This window comes from Cypionkella aquatica (assembly GCF_030161095.1).
Lineage (GTDB): Bacteria > Pseudomonadota > Alphaproteobacteria > Rhodobacterales > Rhodobacteraceae > Cypionkella > Cypionkella aquatica.
The window spans coordinates 235,854-254,771 of record NZ_BSPP01000005.1 but is presented as its reverse complement, the minus strand read 5'-3'; the positions used below and the strand labels follow the sequence as shown (position 1 = coordinate 254,771).

Genomic DNA, 18,918 nt, shown 5'->3' with positions numbered 1-18,918 from the left:
TTGGGCCAATGTGAAACGGCAAGGCTTGGCCTGTGGCGGGCGGCGTGATGGGCCATTGATTTTCCGGGCTTTCCCATGCAAACCCTTCAAAGCTTTGCAGGGATGGGCCGGAACATGAGCAGAATCGACGATACCTTCGCAGGTTTGCGCGCGCAGAACAAAAAGGCCTTCGTCGCCTATATCATGGCGGGCGACCCGGATGTGGAGCGGTCTCTGGCGGTGATGAAAGGCTTGCCGGGCGCTGGCGTCGATGTAATCGAGCTTGGCCTGCCGTTCACCGATCCGATGGCCGATGGCCCGACCATTCAGCTTGCCGGCCAACGCGCTCTGGAAGCGGGGATGACGCTGGACAAGACCCTGCAGATGGTGCGTGATTTCCGCAGCGGCGATAAGATCACCCCGATCGTGCTGATGGGCTATTACAACCCAATCTATTCCCGCGGCGTTGATCTTTTCCTGCAACAGGCAACCGAGGCTGGCATAGACGGCCTGATCGTCGTTGACCTTCCGCCCGAAGAAGACAGCGAGTTGTGCCTGCCCGCGCAAGCCGCTGGGCTGAACTTCATTCGGCTTGCGACGCCCACCACTGATGCAAAACGCCTGCCGAAAGTGCTGCAGAACACGTCGGGCTTTGTCTATTATGTCTCGGTTACCGGCATCACCGGGGCGGCTGCGGCACAGGCCGCCGATGTCGCGCCCGAAGTCGCGCGCATCAAGCAATCGACCGATCTGCCCGTGATCGTCGGCTTTGGCATCAACACGCCAGAGGCGGCACAGGCCATCGCATCGGTGGCTGACGGCAGCGTGGTCGGCTCTGCCATAGTTGCCCAGATCGCGGCTGGCAAGCCGGTGGCCGAGGTGCTGAGCTTTGTCGCCAGCCTTGCTGCAGGCGCACACGCGGCCTGATCGCGCGGATCGCAACGATTTTTACAGATAACATTTACAGATAACGGGGGGCCGGGGGGTGGAAGCCCCCCGGTTTTTCTGTTGTGCGGGTTTTCTTGGGTGCAAAGCCCATTGCGCCGAAACCCTGAAATTGGTAATCATCCGTTACCAATTTCAGCAAAAGGCCGCGCATATGCCCGTGATCACCTGCATCGACGATCTGAAGCAGCTTTACAAAAAGCGCACGCCGAAGATGTTTTATGATTACTGTGAAAGCGGCTCCTACACCGAGCAAACCTTCCGCGAGAACACCACTGATTTCGCCAAGATCCGCCTGCGCCAAAGGGTTGCCCGCGATCTGACCGGGCGCAGCACGGCCGTCTCGATGCTGGGCAACCAGATCACCATGCCGGTCGCACTGGCCCCAGTAGGCTCGACGGGTATGCAAAGCCCGGATGGTGAGATCAAAGCCGCCCGCGCCGCCGCCGCTTTCGGTGTGCCGTTCACCCTGTCCACCATGTCGATCTGCTCGATTGAGGATGTGGCCGCCCACAGCCCGACGCCGTTCTGGTTTCAGCTTTATGTGATGAAAGACGAAGATTTCGTCGATGCCATCATCGAGCGGGCGCGGGCTGCGAAATGCTCGGCTTTGGTGCTGACGCTTGATCTGCAAATTCTTGGACAGCGCCACAAAGATCTGAAAAACGGCCTGACCAGCCCGCCAAAACTGACCCTGCCAAACATGATCAACATGGCGACCAAACCGCAATGGTCGATGGGCATGCTGCAAACCCCGCGCCGCACCTTCCGCAATATCGTCGGCCATGTGAAAGGTGTGACTGACCTCGCTGACCTCACCAAATGGGCGAATGAGCAGTTTGACCCGATGCTGGATTGGGGCAAGGTCCGTCGCATCCGCGATCAATGGGGCGGCAAGCTGATCCTGAAGGGCATCTTGGACGCCGACGATGCGCGCATGGCGGCTGATGTCGGGGCCGATGCGATGGTTGTGTCCAACCACGGCGGGCGGCAGTTGGACGGCGCTTTGTCGGCAATCCGGGTGCTGCCGTCGATTGTGAAAGCGGTGGGCGATCAGACCGAGGTTTACATGGATTCTGGCATCCGCTCGGGCCAAGATGTGCTGAAGGCGCTGGCGATGGGGGCGAAATCCACCTTCATTGGCCGCAGCTTCATCTATGGTCTGGGGGCTATGGGGCAGGCCGGTGTCACCAAGGCGCTAGAGGTCATCCAGAAGGAACTCGACATCTCGATGGCTTTGTGTGGCGTGCAAAAAGCGGCCCAGATCAGCCGCGAACAAGTGCTGGTGCCGAAGGATTTTGAGGGCGATTGGGCGTGACCAGCGCTGCGATGAATCCCTCGCCAGCTTAGCGCCGCAACAACACCCGTGCCAACACCGGGATGCCAGCCAACATCACCGCCGCACAGACAAAGGCCGCCCGCAATCCGACATGGCCAGCCACAAAGCCAATCGCGGGCGGGCCAAAGAAATAGCCGAAATAGCCGATCAGCGTGGCGCGCGCCACCGCCCGCGCCCGCGCCGCAGGATCGGCACGTTGTCCGACCAGCGAAAACACCGTCGGCGCGATCACGCTTGATCCAATCCCCATCACGATGAACCCTGCATAAGCCATCGCCGGACTCAGCGCCAAAGCCGCCCCCAACGCACCCGCAGCCGAGATCATCGCCCCCGCCGTCAGCAGCCAGATTGCAGGCACCCGCGTCGCCAGACCCTGCCCGAACAGCCGCGCCACCCCCATGGTGATCGCCATGACTGCAGGCCCCATCGCGCCGTCTGACGGGCTGCCGCCAAGGTTTTTCTCAATATGCAGCGCTGACCAGTTTTCGGCGGCATTTTCGGTCAGAAACGCAATCAGCACCATAGCGCCACCGATCACGGGCACCAGCCCCAGATGCGCCGCTCCCTTGCCCTTGGGCCGTGCAAGCCCCTCAATCCGCCCATCTTTTTCATAGGCCGCCAGCGTCACAACCGCCGCCAGCAAAGCCATGCTGCACAGCACCCAAGCCGGCGACCACCCGGCGCTGCGTAACGCCCCGGTGGCAATCGCGCCGCCCGCATAGCCGAAACTATAGGCGGCATGGCACAGGTTCATCAGCGGGCGGCCACTTTGCATCTCAATCGTCGCGACCCGCGCGTTCATCAGCACATCGGTCAGCCCAGTGCCCGCACCGCAGGCCATCATCGCCAAGGGAAACAGCATCAGGCTTGCGGTTTGTCCGGGCAAAGTGAAGGCCAGACACATCAACATGCAAGACAGCAGCATCGCCCGCCGCCCAAATGCCACCCCCAGACGCGGTGCCACCAGCATTGCGCAGACCGCTGCAATCGGCGTCATGAACATCAAGGCTCCCAGATGAGACTCGTCAATGTCCAGCATTGTCTTGATATCGGGCAGATCGGCGGCAAAAGAGCCCCACAACACCCCCATCGCGGCAAAAGCCGCCACGGCGGGGCGGGCGATGCGCAGGGTGGATAGGGCGGTCATTCTGCTCTCCTCACTGCCTTGGCTAAGCGCCCGCCGGCGCTTTGGCTTGCTCAACAGCGACACCCTTGGGCCAGATTGACCGGTGTTTGATCAAATTATCCCAAGGTTTACAAGGGTGGTATCAGGGATTGATGCGCAGCCACGCCCGCCATCGCGCCATCGCGGGCGGCAAACACCGCGCCATACACCGGACGGCTGAGATCGCCCGCCGCATAGACCCCCGGCACCGAGGATTGCTGCATCATATCCACCTCCAGATAGGGGCCGGTCGGGCCATCCATCTGCGCACAGCCCAACTGCTCCCCCAGATCGCAAGCAGGGGCCGAGCGTGAGGTCAGATAGATCACCGCGCAAGCCACCGCTGCACCCGATTGCAACTGCACCACCCGCAACCCCGCCGTATCGGCTTGAAACCCCACAACCGGGCTTTCATGCAGCGCAATCCCGGCGTGGGCAAGACTGGCCTTTTCGTCCGCCGTCAACTGGTAGCCATTGGCAAACACCGTCAGATCATCGGTCCAAGCGCGCAGCAGGCTGGCGTGATGCGGCAACCCATCGGCCCCCATCAAGATGCCGGTTGCGCGGTCGGCGTTCTCATAGCCGTGGCAATAGGGGCATTGCAGCGCCCAGTCGCCCCAACCCTGCGCCAATCCCGGCAGGGCTGGCAGAGTATCGACCATGCCATAAGACAGAATAACCCGGCGCGCATGGATCAGCGTTTTGGCCTGCACCGCAAATACATCGCCCCTGCGTTCAATCTGCGTGACCCGCTCGGCCAGGATCTGCACGGTGGGATAGGCCAGCACATCCGCCCGCCCCGCCGCCTGTATGGCCGCAGGGGCCACGCCGTCCTGCCCCAAAAAACCATGCCCCGCCGTCGAGAACCGATTGCGGGTTTCGCCCAGATCGTAAACCACGACCCGCTGCCGCGCCCGCCCCAAATACAGCGCCGCCGAAAGCCCGGCAAAGCTGCCACCGATCACCGCGACATCGACAGTTTCGGGCACATTCTGGGGCCGATTTTCCATGCTCATCTGATTTTCCTTGCTTGCTGCGAATCATGTAACTATAAAAGTTACATGAAACACAACGGAAAACTAGCCCTCGCCCTGCACAGCCTTGGTCATCTGGCGCTTAGCCAAACGCCGATGACATCCGAAGCCATCGCTGCCCAGAACCAGACCCATCCGGTCGTGGTGCGTCGCGTGCTGGGGCGGTTGCGTGCGGCAGGCCTGTTGCAATCGGAAAAGGGCCATGCTGGTGGCTGGCGACTGGCCCGCCCCGCCGCCCAGATTTCGGTTGCCGATGTCTATGCCGCGATTGACGAGCCGTTTTTGTCGCTGCAATTGCCCAAAGCCCCGCCCGAATGTGGCATCGTCGCTGCCATGCAAACCCTTGTAAGCGCTGCGATGACCGAGGCCGAGGCGGTGCTGCACAGCCATTTCGCGCGCCAAAGTATCGCAGACCTGGCACAGGCCATGCAGGGCCATGGCCATGCAGCCCCTGAAAAACCAGCTTTCCTTCCGGGTGATTCCCCGCTATAGGCCCGCGATCGCGCCATGCACCCTTGAACGTTGGCGGATATATATATGGAGAAACACAATGGCACGCGAGATCCTTGATCTTCACGCCGAAGTTCGTACGGGGACAGGCAAGGGGGCCGCTCGTCAATCACGTCGTGATGGCTTCGTTCCCGGTATCGTCTATGGCGATAACACTGCACCCTTGGCCATCAAGGTCAACTACAACGCCTTGCTCAAGCGCCTGAAAGCTCGCCGCTTCCTGTCGTCGCTGTTCAACCTGAAGGTTGAAGGCCACGCGGACGTGCATGTGATCTGCCGCGCAGTGCAGCGTGACGTGGTCAAAGACCTGCCGACGCATATCGACCTGATGCGCCTGCACGACGAAAACCGCATCAACCTGTTCATTCACGTGACCTTCATCAACCATGATGCGGCTCCGGGTCTGAAAAAAGGCGGCACCCTCACCGTTGTGCGCAACGATGTGGAACTGAACGTCCTTGCAGGCGACATCCCGGATCACGTCACAGTCGATCTGACCGGCAAAAACATCGGCGATGTGATCCACATCAATGACGTGGTTCTGCCAGAAGGCACCAAAGCCACCATCGACCGTAACTTCGTGATCGCCAACGTGGCGGCTCCGGCTGGTTACGTCGAGGCTTCGGAAGCGGAATAAGCGTCTTTCATCGCTTAGACTGACAAAACGCGGCGGGGTAACCTGCCGCGTTTTGCATATGATTTGATCGAGTGCTTTGAAACCAAACCCTGACACGCGCTCCGATCACTGTCCGAGCAAGCGCGATGGTTCCGCGTTGGGAGTGGCGATGGCGATTTACACGATGCGGGCATTTTCAAACGCTGACCTCGGTGGCCCGGCCAGCAGCATTTCAACCGAAACCTTCAACGCAACCCGCGAACGGCTGATCGACAATCTGTGCGCAGGCGACAGGATCGCCAAATCATCGCAAGCTGCCACAGTGAAATCTTCGCAGGCGCACCTGAGAGTCTGGCCTCGGCCAAGCACATGACATGGCGGCCCGGTGTCAGTATCGGCACGGGTGGTTGGGTCAGCTATCAGCATCTGCTGTTTGATCGCCCCGAAATCGTCTTTGCCAATGCTGCAGCCAGCGAAAGCCTGTTTCTGGGGGCAAAATGTCTTGCGGCGCTGACCCGTGACCCACCTGCCGAAGTGATGCAGCTTTGCCCCGATCTGCAACGCGGCCAAGGTCGTGGCGACAGCCATGCGCGCACCGCCCGCCTGTGTGCTGATCGGTTTCAGGCGAGGCTGCTGGCCTGATGGCCGCAGGCCAATGCATCCGCCTGCGCCATAAACGCCGTAAAACGTGGATCATCTTCAGCGCGTTTGCCCGCCTTTTCGGCGATGGCGCGGATATGGTCGGCGCAACACAAAGCATGCAGCCGCGCCACATCTGGTGCTGCCATCACCTGTTCAAACACCGCATCAAACCGCGCCGAATAGCGGAACGCCGATATATCCATCTCGCGCCCCGCATCCGCCGTGCGATAATACAGCGCACGATAGCGGTTGCCCAAAGCCACCGGAGATTTGGTGCCACGTTTCAGCCGAAACGTCTCATTCGAGCGCAGCATGTAATGATTGATCTGCGCCACCTCGTGGCTGACCAGCGGCTCGGGCATCAGCGTCAGATGGGTTTTCAGCGGCACCCAGTGCGGCAATTTCTGCCCGGCACTGTTCACCCAGATGCCCCCGGTTGCGCCGCGTTTCTGCGCCGCGCGCTCATAGTCAAAGCCGCGTGGCGTGTGTTCGGCCAGATGGCTGAAATACTTTGGCAGCCGGAAGATCGACTTCACAAACCGCGACGAGCGATGCGTGGTGGCATGCGCGCTGGTGAACTGCCGATGCACAGGGCGATCCTCGAACGTCTTGCGCCCCGAGGTGCCAAACACCCGCCAATTGATCGACATGCCCAGATAATCCGGCTGATCGCTGGCCAGATCCAGCAGATCGCCGATCAACCCATCGCCGCGATGGATCACCAGAAACTCATCGACATCACAGATCATCAGCCAATCGGCGCGGCGCACCGCCTTGTGATTGGCGGCGGCGTTCAGTTTGGCGCGGGTGATCGGCTTGCCGGGCTCAATATCGTGGCGCAAGTGATGCACCAACCCGGCCTTTTGCAGCGCATCCAGCAGCTGGGGCGAGTGGTCGGTGCAATTGTTTGTCACCACCACGGCATCGGTAAAGCCCAGCATACGATACCAGCACAGCCATTCAACGATGAACGGCCCCTCGTTTCGCATCGACGCCAAAACCGTAATCCGCACGCCTGATGGGTCTTTCTTGTTGTGCTGTCTGGGTCAGCCATTGCGTCTAAGCTGATCTGCACGGGGTGGCAAGTCAAGCACTGCGCAGCGGGGATTTTGGCGGCAAATGTTAATTTTTTCCTAAGATTTATTTTTAACCTATTGAAATATAATGGCTTTGAAATGGTCCCGAGTTGGGACCGCGACCGCCACCTTGCATCCGCGCCCCCCGCAGGGCATCTATCGCGGGCAAGCGACAATGGGGCGGCGGGATGAAACTGTTTGTGGGCCTTGGCAATCCGGGCGCGAAATATGCCGAAAATCGTCACAACATCGGCTTCATGGCGCTGGATCGCATCGCCGCAGACCACGGCTTTACGCCATGGCGGCGCGGTTATCAGGGTCAGGTGTCCGAGGGGCGCTTGGGTTCGGAAAAGGTGGTGCTGCTCAAGCCCGAGACTTTCATGAACCTGTCGGGGCAATCGGTGCGCGCGGCGGTGGATTTCTTCAAGATTGATCTGGCTGACATCACGGTTCTGCATGACGAGCTTGACCTCGCTCCCGGCAAGGCCCGCGTCAAACAGGGCGGCGGTCACGCTGGCCACAATGGCCTGCGCTCGATCCACGCGCATCTGGGTGAAGCTTACGGCCGGGTGCGGCTGGGCATCGGCCATCCCGGCCACAAAGATGCGGTGGCGGCCTATGTGCTACACGATTTCGCCAAGGCGGATCAGGATTGGCTGGATGATCTGTTGCGCGGCATCTCTGACGGCGCGCAGGCCTTGGCCGAGGGCGACGGCCAGCGCTTTATGAACGCCGTGGCCTTGCGGGTGGCACCCCCCAGATCATCGACCGGGGCCGAAGAAAGACCCGCCAAAGTGGCAAGACAACCCAAAACCGACAAGCCCGTGCTGGCAGAACCCGCCCCGCCCGCCGAAATCAGTGCCTTGGCCAAACTGAAAGATTTCTTCCGCTGACACCGCAGTTTGTCCCACCGGACAGCGCCACGCAGCGCCACCTTTCCGCCACGCGACGGATCGGCTAGGCTTGCTGCATGGCAATCACCCTGACCTCGCTTTCCGATCTTGCAGCGCATGGCTTTGATGACATCATCGACGCCCGCGCCCCCGCCGAATATGCCGAAGATCACCTGCCGGGCGCGATCAGCCTCGCGGTGCTGGATGATGCCGAACGTGCGCAGGTTGGCACGATCTACAAACAGGTCAGCCCGTTTTCCGCCCGCAAGATCGGCGCGGCCTTGGTGGCGCAGAACGTGGCGCGGCATTTGCAGGGGCCACTGGCGGACAAGCCCGGCGGCTGGCGGCCTTTGGTCTATTGCTGGCGCGGTGGCCAGCGCTCGGGGTCATTTGCGCTTATCCTTTCGCAGGTCGGCTGGCGGGTAGAGACGATTGCGGGCGGCTATAAGGCGTGGCGGGGGCTGGTGGTCAAGGCGCTGTATGACACGCCGTTTCCGTGCAAAGTCGTGGTGCTGGACGGCAATACTGGATCGGCCAAAACAGAAATCCTCAATCTGTTGCCCGCGCTTGGTGTTCAGGTGCTGGATCTCGAAGGGCTCGCCCATCATCGCGGCTCGGTGTTTGGCAACCGCGGCGCGCAGCCGTCACAAAAGGCGTTTGATTGCGCCTTGGCGATGGCGATGTCGAAACTGGACCCCAGCCGCCCTGTGGTGATCGAGGCCGAAAGCTCGAAAGTCGGCGAATGTCGCTTGCCGCCGGGCATATGGAAGGCAATGCAATCCGCCCCCCGCATCGCCATCGCCGCAGAAGTCCCTGCGCGGGCCGCCTATCTGCTGCGGGCGTACAGCGATATGACCGCCGATGCCGCGCGACTGCTGCGGATTGTCGAACAACTGCGCCCCTTCCATGCCGCCGACCGCATCGCCGCATGGCAAGCCATGGCAGGGGCGGGCGATTTTGCCGAGCTTGCCGCCGGGCTGATGCAGCATCACTACGACCCGCGCTATGCCCGCCACCGCGCGCGGATAGAGACTGGCCTGACCGAGATTGCCGCGCAGGATCTGGGCGCGCAGGATCTGGCGCGGCTGGCGGATCTGGTGGCACGCGCCGTGCAAACGGCGGTCGTGCGGTAAGCTCGGGACGCTCCGCGGGGGATATTTAGACCATTGTGAAACGGCTTAGCGCAGCTCTATCCGGGCTGGGCCCGAGATTAAGCCGGAGATTGGGCCCGAGATTGGGCCGGGGATGATCTCGCCGATCAGATGGGCGTTTGGCAGGCTGTGCAGCAGGGTTGCTGCGATCTCGGCGGGGACGGTTGCAAGCAGGCCGCCTGCGGTTTGCGGATCGTAAAGCAAGGCTTTCAGGGCGGTTTCGGCCCCGCTGATCCGGCCAATCGCCGCCGCCCGGTTGGCGGGCGCAAGGCTGGAGGCTTGGCCCGCTGCGGCCAATGCCAAGGCACCGGGCAGGGTGGGGATCGCCGCGCTGTGCAAAGTGGCCGCGACGCCTGAGGCATCAAGGATTTCCAGCAGATGTCCCACAAGGCCAAAGCCGGTCACATCGGTCATCGCGGTCGCATAGGGGGCCAGCACCGCGGCCGCCGGGCCATTCGGTTGAATCATCTGCTGCAAGGCTGCGGCAACGGCTTCGCCCAAGATCAGGCCGGGGACCAATGCCATCGCCATCTCGGCGGCCATCACTGTGCCAGAGCCAATCGGTTTGGTCAGGATCAGCACGTCACCGGGCCGCGCGCCCCCCTTGGTGATCGCGCGCGTGGTCAAGCCGGTGACAGTGAAACCCACAGTCAGTTCTGCACCAATCGCGGTATGGCCGCCGACCACATCAGCCCCCGCCTCACGAAAAACGGCGGCGGCTTCGGTCATGATCTCAGCCAGCATCAGCGCGGCTTTTTCAGGCGACAGCCGGGGCAAGGTGATCTGCGCCAGTGCCACTTGCGGCGCTGCCCCCATTGCCCAGACATCGCCCAAAGCATGCACCGCCGCGATCCTTGCCATCATCCGCGCATCATGGCTAAAGCTGCGCAGATGGTCGGTGGTGATCACCTGCACGCCCCCCGGCACCGCCAGAATTGCCGCATCATCGCCGGGGCCCGAGATCACCTCGGCCCGCTGCGGTTTCGGCAGGCCCGCCAAGGCTGCAGACAGGTCCGCCGCCCCCAGCTTGGCACCACAGCCGCCGCACATCGGCTTGTCGCCCATCGCCTCGATCAGGCCGGGCACTGCGGGATGCGGCACCTCGCGCGCCATCGTCGGATAGCGGCCGAATTTTGCCATGAATCTGCGGTCGATGCGGTCTTTGCACGCCCACAGCCAAGCGCCATCCAGCGGCAGCCCCCATTTATCGGCCACCGCAGACTTGCCCCCGGTTGAGATCAGCTTGAGGTAATCGCGCTGCGGCTTGAAGGCTTTCAGCGCCTGTCCCAACAGGCTTGCGCGCAGATTATGCAGCAGGATCGGGGCTGCGCGCACTGCATAGACTCCCGCCTTTGGGCGCGGTGCAAAGCCCATATGCACGCAATCGCCCGCCGCAAAAATTGCAGGGTCCGAGGTTTGCAACCGATCCGATACGCTGAGAAACCCGTCCTGGAGGGCAAGCCCAGTCTCAGCCAGCCAAGCCTGCGGGCGGCTGCCTGCCACGGCCAGCGTGAAGTCTGACGCAAGCGCGGTGCCATCTTGCAGCAAAACCGCATCCTGCCGCAGGCGGGCAGGTGCTGCGGCGGTGATCAGCCGGATCTCGGCACGCTGAAGATGGCCCAGCAAAGCCGCCCGCGCGCCGCGCCCGATGGCGGGCAGGGCGGTGGGGCCTTGTTCCAACAGCGTCACCTCAGCGGCTGGCAGTCGGTGTTTGGCGGCCAGTGCCAATTCAACCCCGCCGACACCCGCCCCGATCACCGTGATCTTGGGCTTGGGCAAAGCCCGCGCGATAAAGGCCGCCCAGTCATCGGCGAAATCGCCCAACGGTTTGGCGGCATGGCCAAATTCGGCAAACCCCGGCAGATCCGGCAGATCCGAGCTGATGCCGATGTCGATACTGCACAGATCATAGGTCAGCGGTGGACCAGCAGCCAGATGCAGCAGGCGCGCGCTGCGGTCGATCAGGCGCACTCTGTCCAGCACCAGCCGCGCATTGGCAAAGCGCGCCAGCCGCACAAGGTCGATCATGATCTCGTCGCGCGCGTAATGGCCCGCAATCAGCCCGGGCAGCATCCCCGTGTAGGGCGCGGCGGGGTCCGGGTTGATCAGCGTCAGCCGCACGCCGGGCAAGGGCTGCATCGCCCACATCCGAAGCACCAAGGCGTGCGCATGACCGCCGCCCACCAGCACCAGATCTTTGACGATGGGAAAATCGGTCTGCATCGCGGCTTTCGGTTGTTTTGCGAGTGGTAGCGGGCCATGGCCGCAAACACCACCCTTGCGTGGCGCGGCCGTGCAACGGCCCGTTGCGCGCGGCATCCACTGCGACTAACCTTGCACCATGAGATCACCCCAATCGCGGATCGGCCTGACCCAGACTCAGCGGCTAGAGCTGAACGCCAGCCTGCAAGCCTCGATCGCGATTTTGCGCACCGATGCGGCAGGGCTGACCAAATTTCTAGAAGAACAAGCCGCGCAAAACCCGCATCTGAGGCTGGATCCTGCCCCGGCGCCCAGCCTGCAAGATTGGCTGCCGCGTTGGTCCGGCGTCTTGGTGGCGGGCAGCGGTCTGGGGCTTGCGGCCGAGACGGCGGACACCAGCCCCAGCCTCATGGCGCATGTGATGGGCGAGATTGAACGCCTGAACCTCGCCCCGAAACAGCTGAAAATCGCGGTGGCTCTGGCCGAGGTGTTAGAGCCTTCGGGTTGGCTTGGCGCCGAACTTAGCCTTGTGATGGCCGAGACCCGCTCGACCCTGCCCGAGGTCGAGGCCGTGCTGCAGCGCTTGCAACAGTTTGAACCGACGGGGATATTTGCGCGCAATCTGGCGGAATGTCTGCGCTTGCAGGCGATTGAGGCTGATGCCTTTGATGCCGATATGGCGGCCGTGCTGTCGCATCTTGATCTGCTCGCCACCGGCAATCTGGCGCGTCTGGCCAAGGTGTGCAACACCACCGAGGCCGCCGTCTTGCAACGCTTCAAGGTGATCCGCGCGATGAATCCCAAGCCGGGGGCGGAATTTGCCAGCGTTTCCGCTGCGCAAACGCGCGAGCCTGATCTGGTTGTGACAGCCACCCCCACGGGTTGGGGCATCGCTTTGAACCGATCTGCCCTGCCCAGCCTGCGGGTAGAGCGCTCCGAGGCAGGCTCGGCAGACGGCTTGGCGCAAGCCAAATCGCTGCAACGCATGGTCGAGGCGCGCAATTCCACCCTGCTGCTGGTTGGGCGTGAAATCCTTGCCCGCCAGCAAGAAGCGATCCGGCTCGGGCCGACCGGCCTTGCCCCGATGACAATGGCCGATCTGGCCGAGGCTTTGGGCTTTCACGAAAGCACGATCAGCCGGGTGGTGGCAGGGGCCAGTCTGGACAGCCCGCGCGGCACTTGGTGGCTGCGGCAGATGTTCAGCCCGGCCTTGGGCGGCAACGGCCAGCCGCTGATTTCGGGGGCTGCGATGCGCGGCAGGATGGCCCGGCTGATCGCGGCGGAAAATCCCAGCCGCCCGTTGTCAGATGCAGCGCTGACCATGGCTTTGGCAATCGACACCGGTGTCACCCTTGCACGGCGCACCATCGCCAAATATCGCGAGGCCGAGGGCATCCCCACCGCCTCCAGACGCAAACGCAAGGCTATTCTGCCGCGAACCAGCCGAAAAGGTCGCGTTGAGGGCTGACTTCACCCGACAGCGCCGCTATTTGCGAAGGCAGTTCTATAGCGGGAAGTCAGATGGCGCATTTTCTGGGCGTGGATACCGGCGGCACCTATACCGATGCGGTGATCGTGGACGACGCTGCCGATCTGGTGATCGGCAAGGCGAAATCCTTGACCACCCGCGCCGATCTTGCGCTTGGGATTGGCCGTGCCGTTGACGCGGCCTTGGCGCAATCGGGGGTCGCTGCGCAGGATGTGGCCTTGGTGTCGCTGTCCACCACCCTTGCCACCAACGCTTTGGTCGAGGGCCAAGGTGGGCGGGTCGCGCTGATCTTCGTCGGCTTCGATGATGGCGATCTGGAGCGTGGCGGCTTGATCGAGGCGCTGAAGGGTGATCCGGTGGTCAAGATCGCCGGGGGCCACAGCCATGCAGGCATGCAAGCCGCCCCGCTTGATCTGGCAGCCCTTGCCGCCCAACTGACCGAGCTTGGCCCGCAGGTGATGGGCTTTGCCGTCGCCGCGCGCTTTGCCACCCGCAACCCGGCGCATGAAATCGCCATCCGCGATCTGATCCGCAGCGCCACGGGTCGCCCTGTCACCTGCTCGCACGAATTATCCGCGCAGTTGAACGGCCCGAAACGCGCGCTGACGGCAGTGCTCAACGCCCGGCTGATCGGCATGATTGATCGGCTGGTGGCGGCCTGCGAGCGTCACCTTGCCGAAATCGGCATCACCGCGCCGTTGATGGTGGTGCGCGGCGACGGCGCGCTGATCTCGGCTGCTATGGTGCGCGAACGCCCGATTGAAACAATTCTGTCCGGCCCCGCCGCCAGCATCGTCGGCGCGCGCTGGCTGACCGGGGCCAAGGATGCGCTGGTGTCTGACATCGGCGGCACCACCACCGATGTCGCTTTGCTGCGCGACGGCCTGCCCGAGATTGATCCGCAAGGCGCCCGCGTCGGCGGTTTCCGCACGATGGTCGAGGCGGTGGCGATGCGCACCTCTGGCCTTGGTGGCGATTCAGAGGTGCATCTGATCACCGAGGGCCTCAGCGGCGGCATGCGGCTGGGCCCGCGCCGCCTGATCCCGATTTCTCTGCTGGCGGCGGATCATGGTGCAATGGTGCATGCCGCCTTGGACAAAGCTTTGTCGTCGGACAAGGCGGGCGATATGGATGGCCGGTTTGTGGTGCCGATGGCGGGGCAGACCGGCGGGCTTAGTCCCCGCGAATTGACCGTGCTGGACCGCATCACCGCTCCGATGCCGATGGCGCAGGTGCTGACCACCCGGTTGGAAATTGCTGCATTGGAACGTCTGGTCGCGCGCGGTCTGGTGATGATGGCCGGGGTGACGCCGTCAGATGCCAGCCACGTTCTGGGCGGGCTTGACGCTTGGGACGCAAGTGCTGCCGCAAAGGCGGTCGAATTGATGGGCCGCCGCCGCAATGGCGCAGGCGAGCGGTTCTCGAACGATCCGCGCGCCTTGGCGCAGGGCATTGTCGATCAGCTGACCACGCAGACCGTCGAATGTCTGCTGGAAGCCGCCTTTGACGAAGATCCGGGCTTTACGGGCGAAAATCCCGAACAGCTTGCCCGCCATGCGCTTACAAAAGCCGCGCTGAACCGCCACCGGGGTGTGATCGAATTTACCGCGCGTCTCGGCGTGCCAGTGATCGGCCTTGGCGCCTCGGCCCCCTATTACTACGGTGCAGTCGGTCAGCGCTTGGGGTGTGAGATGATCCTGCCCGAACATGCAGGCGTCGCCAATGCCATCGGCGCGGTTGTCGGCCAAGTCAGCCAGCGCGCCACCGCCATCGTCACCAGCCCCGGCGTCGGGCGCTTTACAGCGCATCTGCCCGATGGTTTGCAAACCTTCGCTGATCCCGAAACCGCGATGGCCGCCACCGAAGCCGCGCTGACGCTGGAAGCGGTACGCCGCGCCAAACACGCAGGTGCCGAAGACCTGCGCATCACCTCTGCCCGCGATCTGCGGCAAGCCTCGGTTGAGGGGCAGGCGATGTTTGTCGAGGCGACAATTTCCGTCACCGCCTCGGGTCGCCCTCGCGTCGCCCATGCGATGCCCGAAGAAGCGGTGCTATAGTCCCATTGGCGGCCCGCCCGCACAGCGCCCGCAGGCAGGGCAGGCGCTGAATTTGCATGTTAGACACCATATTTAGGGGTGGCCATCCTCAAAAACACAACCCACAGGAATCTGTCCCAGCGGGGACAGATTTCACCGCTATGGCACAGGCAAATTGGTCCGCAAACCTCGCCCCCGCGGGTGCAGCACCCAAGCCGCCAAAAACCCCGCCTTTCGCCAGAATACTCCGGCCAAGCCGCAGAATCTGCCACAATACCCCTTGACGCCCCCCGCCCCCCAAACTACTCACCGCGCCAGTGGCGAGGTAGCTCAGTTGGTTAGAGCACACGACTCATAATCGTGGGGTCGAGAGTTCAAGTCTCTCTCTCGCCACCAGCAAAATCCAAGAATTTCTCCTTTGTTTTGCTGGTGGCCATCCGCCGCTTTTGGCGCTGGTCTGCTAGACTTGCTTCCCATAACAAGCGTCGAAATAGGGCTGCAAGGCGCGGGTGACAGCGGCGCGCAGCAGGGCAGGGGCGGTCTTGGCCAGCTTGCCCTGCATCACATCGGGATAGGCCGCGCCAAGGTGTTGCGAGATCAGCGGCTCGGGAATTTCCATATCCCCAAACCGCGCCAACAGCCCTGCGACGGCGGCGCTGGCAACCGGATCGGTCCAGTAATAGCGGATACGGTCGGAATAGCTGTAATGGCGTTGCAGATGCTGGTGCAGAGCGGAACCGTGGTAGTATTTCGCCCAGTAAAGCGGCTTTTGCAGCATCAGCATCTCCATCGCGTCCTGCAACCGCGGCTGGTCTGGGAACAGCACATCGGCGATATGGTCAAGCCCATACAGGGCCTCACGCAGCGCAAAGGTAAGGCCGGGGCCGACTTTCAGGATGCCAAAGCCATCCTGTACCAGATCGGCCAAAGCCTGCGGGGTCTGGTAATCGGTGGAGTGGGCCTCAAACAGCATCGGCAGTTGCGGCAATATCGAGATCAGATCACCCGCGGCAGAGCGGTCATAGGCAACGACGTTTTCATTGCCAAACTCCACCCCCGGCTGCACCACAAGCCCGACCACCCGCGCAAAAGCGGCCTCAATGCCAGCAGCGGCAAATGCCGCGCGTTGCAGGCTGGCGGTTGCCAGCGCGGCTTGCGAGGATGTCGGCACCAACCCCTCAACCTCTTCCCAAGCGCCACCAGGCACCGGCACTTCGGTGCCAATGATGTAAACTGGCGGCGTTGGCGCATGCGCTTCGGCGACAGCCGCAAGCTCGGCATTGCGCGCGGCGATGGTGGCATCGGGCAGCGGCTTCGGATCATCGGCACAAGCCATGCTGGCATCCAGATGGATCTTGGCAAACCCCGCCTGCGCATAACCCGCCACCATGTCGCGCGCTTTCGCCATCGCCGCCGCCGCAGGCAGGGCGGTCCATGGGTTGGGGCCAAGGTGATCACCACCCAAAATCAGACCCGCCGGATCAAACCCCTCGACCGCCGCGATGCCCAGCACATAGGCGCGGAAATCGGCCGGGGTCATGCCGGTATAACCGCCCTCGTGATTAACCTGATTGCAAGTCGCTTCGATCAAGATTGGGGTTCCCCGCGCCAAAGCCGTCGCAAAGCTGGCCGCAATCACCACCGGATGCGCCGAGCAGATCGACGGGATGGCGCGCACCTCGCCAGATTTCCGCGCCGGGGCTAGGGCGAGTAATGCAGCGATGGTCATGGCTGATGATCCTTGTTGATCAAACTGGAAGATAATTTCTTCCTAAAAATCATAAATGATCATCTGGTTGATTGACAATGATTATCTCTGATCGCTGAATGGCAACACCGTGCAAGCCAAGCCATGCCGAGATCGCCATGAAGACTGATCGCCCCACCGCCATCCGGCAGCATCTTTTTGCCCACGGCTATTGCTCGATTGCAGAAATCGCAGCGGCGGTGGGCGCGTCTGAACCGACGGTGCGGCGTGATCTGTTAACGCTTGTCGCTTCGGGACAGATCTTGCGCAGCCATGGCGGCGCGCAAATCGCGGTCAGCTTGGGCACCGAAGTGGCGTTTGAAAGCCGCGAGCAGATCAACCTGCCCGCCAAGCGCGCCATCGGACAGGCAGCTTACGCCATGCTGCGGCCAGAGACGGCGGTGTTTCTGGCAGCGGGCACCACGGTTTTGCAATTGGCGCGGCGCTTGCGGTTGAACCCGATGCCGCTGCGGGTATTCACCAATTGCCTGCCTGTGGCGCAGGTGCTGATGCCCGTCGCCAAGATCAGCGTCACGCTTCTGGGTGGCAATCTGCGGCGGCAAAATGCCTCGATGGTCGGGCCGTTGGCCGAGTCCGCGCTGACGCATCTGTGGTTTGACCAGCTGTTTCTGGGCGGCGGTGCAATTTCGCAGGCCGGAGAAATCTCCAGCGCGGATGAGGCCGAGGCCCGGCTCAACGCGCTGATGCTGGCGCGCAGCACAGCCCCGGTGATCGTGGCAGATGCCGCCAAATTTGGCGCGCAACTGACCTATGGCATCGCGCAATTGGGCGGCGGCATGCATGTGCTCAGCGATGCGGGCCTTGATCAGCGTTGGCGCGACCGGCTTGGCGATCTCGGCTGCACGGTGGCGCTGGCTGCACCTGTTTGACGCCTTGTGCAGCGCTTGGCGCGTTATCCGACGCGCTGCCCCAGCACCCAAGTGCCGCGCAACGCCGCAGCACCTTGCAACCGCGCCACCCGGATCACATCACCGCGCGCGCCAAGGCTTAGGCTGCCCCGATCTGTCAGCCCTGCCGCCCGCGCCGGGGCCTGCGTCACGCAAGCCACACCGCGCGCCACATCGCCCCAAAGATCGCCCAGCAGCAAAGCCGCCGACAGCAACGCCGAAGGCACATAATCGGACGACACAATATCCAGCAAATCCGCCTCGGCCAGCACGCTTGCCGCGACATTGCCGGAATGAGAGCCGCCGCGGATCAGGTTCGGGGCGCCCATCATCACCTTGATGCCATTGGCATGGCAGGCGCGGGCGGCCTCAACCGTGGTCGGAAATTCGGCGAAATGCGCGCCGTGGCGGGCGGAAATCGCCACCTGAGCGGCGGTGGTATCATCATGGCTGGCAAGCACCGCCCCGAAACGCCGCGCTTCGGTGACGGCGGCGGCTTCGTGCGCTTGGCCCAAGCGGCTGGAAATCGCCACCTGTTCGGCAATATGGGATTCAAATTCGGATTCCGACAACCCGTGCTTGCCGCAGACATAAGCGCGCAGCTGGTTGATGTCGCGGAACTGCCGCTGACCCGGCGTGTGATCCATCAGGGACACGATGCCGATGCGATCAGCGGGGCCGAATTTCGCCAGCTCGTCGATCAAAGTCTCACTACAAACTTCCGCCCGCAGATGCAGAAAATGGCTGATCTTCAGCGCACCTTTGTCGCGCAGCCCCAGAATTTCGTCGGCGAGATGCCGGGCATATTCGCCGTAATTCATCTTTTTTGAAGATTGGATCGACCCCACCCGCAGCGCGTCAAACACCGTGGTGATGCCAACGCTAGCCAATTCCGCATCATGCGCGATGATGGCGCTGGCATGCGGCCAGTTGACCTTGGGGCGCGGCTCGATATGGCGTTCAAGATTGTCGGTGTGCAGCTCAATCAGGCCGGGCATCAGCAGATCGCCACCGCAATCAGTGGCCCCGCTTGGCACTGCAGCGCCTTGATCTATCGCGGTAATCACCCCGTTCTCGATGCGGATTGCACCCAAAATCACGTCATTCGGCAGCACCAGCGTGGCATTGGCAAGGATCGTCTCGGTCATCATCAGGCTTTCACTTGTTTTGCTGTGTAGATCTCGGT

16 protein-coding genes and 1 tRNA gene are annotated in these 18,918 nt (G+C 62.6%); 11 read left to right on the top strand and 6 right to left on the bottom strand.

Annotation, left to right across the window (positions count from 1 at the left end; all coding sequences use genetic code 11):
* The first annotated feature begins 114 nt into the window (after positions 1–114).
* Both trpA and QQJ98_RS08140 read left to right on the top strand, forming a co-directional pair.
* Positions 115–906, top strand: coding sequence for a tryptophan synthase subunit alpha (gene trpA / locus QQJ98_RS08145; protein ID WP_284324856.1), 792 nt, complete (start codon positions 115–117; stop codon positions 904–906).
* Between the two features lie 172 nt (positions 907–1,078).
* Positions 1,079–2,242, top strand: a complete 1,164-nt coding sequence (locus tag QQJ98_RS08140; protein WP_284324855.1) for an alpha-hydroxy acid oxidase — start codon at positions 1,079–1,081, stop codon at positions 2,240–2,242.
* 28 nt (positions 2,243–2,270) lie between these two features.
* On the opposite strand, the gene QQJ98_RS08135 is transcribed toward QQJ98_RS08140, so the two are convergent.
* Both QQJ98_RS08135 and QQJ98_RS08130 read right to left on the bottom strand, forming a co-directional pair.
* The gene (locus tag QQJ98_RS08135; RefSeq protein ID WP_284324854.1) at positions 2,271–3,410 is read right to left on the bottom strand and encodes an MFS transporter; all 1,140 of its coding nucleotides are present in this window, start codon (positions 3,408–3,410) and stop codon (positions 2,271–2,273) included.
* Positions 3,411–3,517: 107 nt separating this feature from the next.
* Positions 3,518–4,444 (bottom strand): NAD(P)/FAD-dependent oxidoreductase, encoded by a 927-nt coding sequence (locus QQJ98_RS08130; protein ID WP_284324853.1) that lies wholly within the window; start codon positions 4,442–4,444, stop codon positions 3,518–3,520.
* 45 nt (positions 4,445–4,489) lie between these two features.
* Here QQJ98_RS08130 and QQJ98_RS08125 point away from each other — a divergent pair, with 45 nt between their 5' ends.
* The 3 genes from QQJ98_RS08125 to QQJ98_RS08115 all read left to right on the top strand — a co-directional run bounded on the left by QQJ98_RS08125 (position 4,490) and on the right by QQJ98_RS08115 (position 6,230).
* On the top strand, positions 4,490–4,954 hold the full coding sequence (locus QQJ98_RS08125; protein WP_284324852.1) for an RrF2 family transcriptional regulator: 465 nt from the start codon (positions 4,490–4,492) through the stop codon (positions 4,952–4,954).
* A 58-nt stretch (positions 4,955–5,012) separates the two neighbouring features.
* On the top strand, positions 5,013–5,609 hold the full coding sequence (locus tag QQJ98_RS08120) for a 50S ribosomal protein L25/general stress protein Ctc (protein WP_284324851.1): 597 nt from the start codon (positions 5,013–5,015) through the stop codon (positions 5,607–5,609).
* A gap of 258 nt (positions 5,610–5,867) precedes the next feature.
* Positions 5,868–6,230 (top strand): Hint domain-containing protein, encoded by a 363-nt coding sequence (locus tag QQJ98_RS08115; RefSeq protein ID WP_284324850.1) that lies wholly within the window; start codon positions 5,868–5,870, stop codon positions 6,228–6,230.
* On the opposite strand, the gene QQJ98_RS08110 is transcribed toward QQJ98_RS08115, so the two are convergent.
* Positions 6,209–7,243, bottom strand: coding sequence for a glycosyltransferase family 2 protein (locus QQJ98_RS08110; RefSeq protein WP_284324849.1), 1,035 nt, complete (start codon positions 7,241–7,243; stop codon positions 6,209–6,211). The genes QQJ98_RS08115 and QQJ98_RS08110 overlap by 22 nt on opposite strands.
* A gap of 251 nt (positions 7,244–7,494) precedes the next feature.
* Between QQJ98_RS08110 and pth the strand changes: the two genes are divergently transcribed.
* Positions 7,495–8,199 (top strand): aminoacyl-tRNA hydrolase, encoded by a 705-nt coding sequence (pth, locus tag QQJ98_RS08105; RefSeq protein WP_284324848.1) that lies wholly within the window; start codon positions 7,495–7,497, stop codon positions 8,197–8,199.
* A 77-nt stretch (positions 8,200–8,276) separates the two neighbouring features.
* Positions 8,277–9,332, top strand: a complete 1,056-nt coding sequence (gene mnmH, locus QQJ98_RS08100) for a tRNA 2-selenouridine(34) synthase MnmH (RefSeq protein ID WP_284324847.1) — start codon at positions 8,277–8,279, stop codon at positions 9,330–9,332.
* A gap of 45 nt (positions 9,333–9,377) precedes the next feature.
* Here mnmH and selD read toward each other — a convergent pair whose 3' ends face one another.
* The gene (gene selD, locus QQJ98_RS08095) at positions 9,378–11,573 is read right to left on the bottom strand and encodes a selenide, water dikinase SelD (RefSeq protein WP_284324846.1); all 2,196 of its coding nucleotides are present in this window, start codon (positions 11,571–11,573) and stop codon (positions 9,378–9,380) included.
* A 118-nt stretch (positions 11,574–11,691) separates the two neighbouring features.
* Between selD and rpoN the strand changes: the two genes are divergently transcribed.
* The 3 genes from rpoN (at position 11,692) to QQJ98_RS08080 (ending at position 15,473) form a co-directional block, all read left to right on the top strand.
* The gene (rpoN, locus tag QQJ98_RS08090) at positions 11,692–13,020 is read left to right on the top strand and encodes an RNA polymerase factor sigma-54 (protein WP_284324845.1); all 1,329 of its coding nucleotides are present in this window, start codon (positions 11,692–11,694) and stop codon (positions 13,018–13,020) included.
* Between the two features lie 53 nt (positions 13,021–13,073).
* Positions 13,074–15,098 carry a hydantoinase/oxoprolinase N-terminal domain-containing protein gene (locus tag QQJ98_RS08085; RefSeq protein WP_284324844.1) on the top strand — a complete coding sequence of 675 codons (2,025 nt, stop codon included), beginning with the start codon at positions 13,074–13,076 and terminating at the stop codon, positions 15,096–15,098.
* Positions 15,099–15,396: 298 nt separating this feature from the next.
* Positions 15,397–15,473: transfer RNA gene (locus QQJ98_RS08080), tRNA-Met, on the top strand.
* 64 nt (positions 15,474–15,537) lie between these two features.
* On the opposite strand, the gene QQJ98_RS08075 is transcribed toward QQJ98_RS08080, so the two are convergent.
* Positions 15,538–16,806: a class II D-tagatose-bisphosphate aldolase, non-catalytic subunit gene (locus tag QQJ98_RS08075; RefSeq protein ID WP_284324843.1), complete on the bottom strand. Its 1,269-nt coding sequence runs from the start codon at positions 16,804–16,806 to the stop codon at positions 15,538–15,540.
* A gap of 98 nt (positions 16,807–16,904) precedes the next feature.
* Here QQJ98_RS08075 and QQJ98_RS08070 point away from each other — a divergent pair, with 98 nt between their 5' ends.
* Positions 16,905–17,714 carry a DeoR/GlpR family DNA-binding transcription regulator gene (locus tag QQJ98_RS08070; RefSeq protein ID WP_284324842.1) on the top strand — a complete coding sequence of 270 codons (810 nt, stop codon included), beginning with the start codon at positions 16,905–16,907 and terminating at the stop codon, positions 17,712–17,714.
* Positions 17,715–17,737: 23 nt separating this feature from the next.
* On the opposite strand, the gene QQJ98_RS08065 is transcribed toward QQJ98_RS08070, so the two are convergent.
* Positions 17,738–18,880: an alpha-D-ribose 1-methylphosphonate 5-triphosphate diphosphatase gene (locus QQJ98_RS08065; RefSeq protein WP_284324925.1), complete on the bottom strand. Its 1,143-nt coding sequence runs from the start codon at positions 18,878–18,880 to the stop codon at positions 17,738–17,740.
* Between the last annotated feature and the right edge of the window lie 38 nt (positions 18,881–18,918).

What these genes read in the sequence shown, in the direction of transcription:
- trpA (WP_284324856.1), top strand. Translation starts at nt 115, where the DNA reads ATGAGCAGAATCGACGATACCTTCGCAGGTTTGCGCGCGCAGAACAAA.
- QQJ98_RS08140 (WP_284324855.1), top strand. Translation starts at nt 1,079, where the DNA reads ATGCCCGTGATCACCTGCATCGACGATCTGAAGCAGCTTTACAAAAAG.
- QQJ98_RS08135 (WP_284324854.1), bottom strand. Translation starts at nt 3,410, where the DNA reads ATGACCGCCCTATCCACCCTGCGCATCGCCCGCCCCGCCGTGGCGGCT.
- QQJ98_RS08130 (WP_284324853.1), bottom strand. Translation starts at nt 4,444, where the DNA reads ATGAGCATGGAAAATCGGCCCCAGAATGTGCCCGAAACTGTCGATGTC.
- QQJ98_RS08125 (WP_284324852.1), top strand. Translation starts at nt 4,490, where the DNA reads ATGAAACACAACGGAAAACTAGCCCTCGCCCTGCACAGCCTTGGTCAT.
- QQJ98_RS08120 (WP_284324851.1), top strand. Translation starts at nt 5,013, where the DNA reads ATGGCACGCGAGATCCTTGATCTTCACGCCGAAGTTCGTACGGGGACA.
- pth (WP_284324848.1), top strand. Translation starts at nt 7,495, where the DNA reads ATGAAACTGTTTGTGGGCCTTGGCAATCCGGGCGCGAAATATGCCGAA.
- mnmH (WP_284324847.1), top strand. Translation starts at nt 8,277, where the DNA reads ATGGCAATCACCCTGACCTCGCTTTCCGATCTTGCAGCGCATGGCTTT.
- selD (WP_284324846.1), bottom strand. Translation starts at nt 11,573, where the DNA reads ATGCAGACCGATTTTCCCATCGTCAAAGATCTGGTGCTGGTGGGCGGC.
- rpoN (WP_284324845.1), top strand. Translation starts at nt 11,692, where the DNA reads ATGAGATCACCCCAATCGCGGATCGGCCTGACCCAGACTCAGCGGCTA.
- QQJ98_RS08085 (WP_284324844.1), top strand. Translation starts at nt 13,074, where the DNA reads ATGGCGCATTTTCTGGGCGTGGATACCGGCGGCACCTATACCGATGCG.
- QQJ98_RS08075 (WP_284324843.1), bottom strand. Translation starts at nt 16,806, where the DNA reads ATGACCATCGCTGCATTACTCGCCCTAGCCCCGGCGCGGAAATCTGGC.
- QQJ98_RS08070 (WP_284324842.1), top strand. Translation starts at nt 16,905, where the DNA reads ATGGCAACACCGTGCAAGCCAAGCCATGCCGAGATCGCCATGAAGACT.
- QQJ98_RS08065 (WP_284324925.1), bottom strand. Translation starts at nt 18,880, where the DNA reads ATGACCGAGACGATCCTTGCCAATGCCACGCTGGTGCTGCCGAATGAC.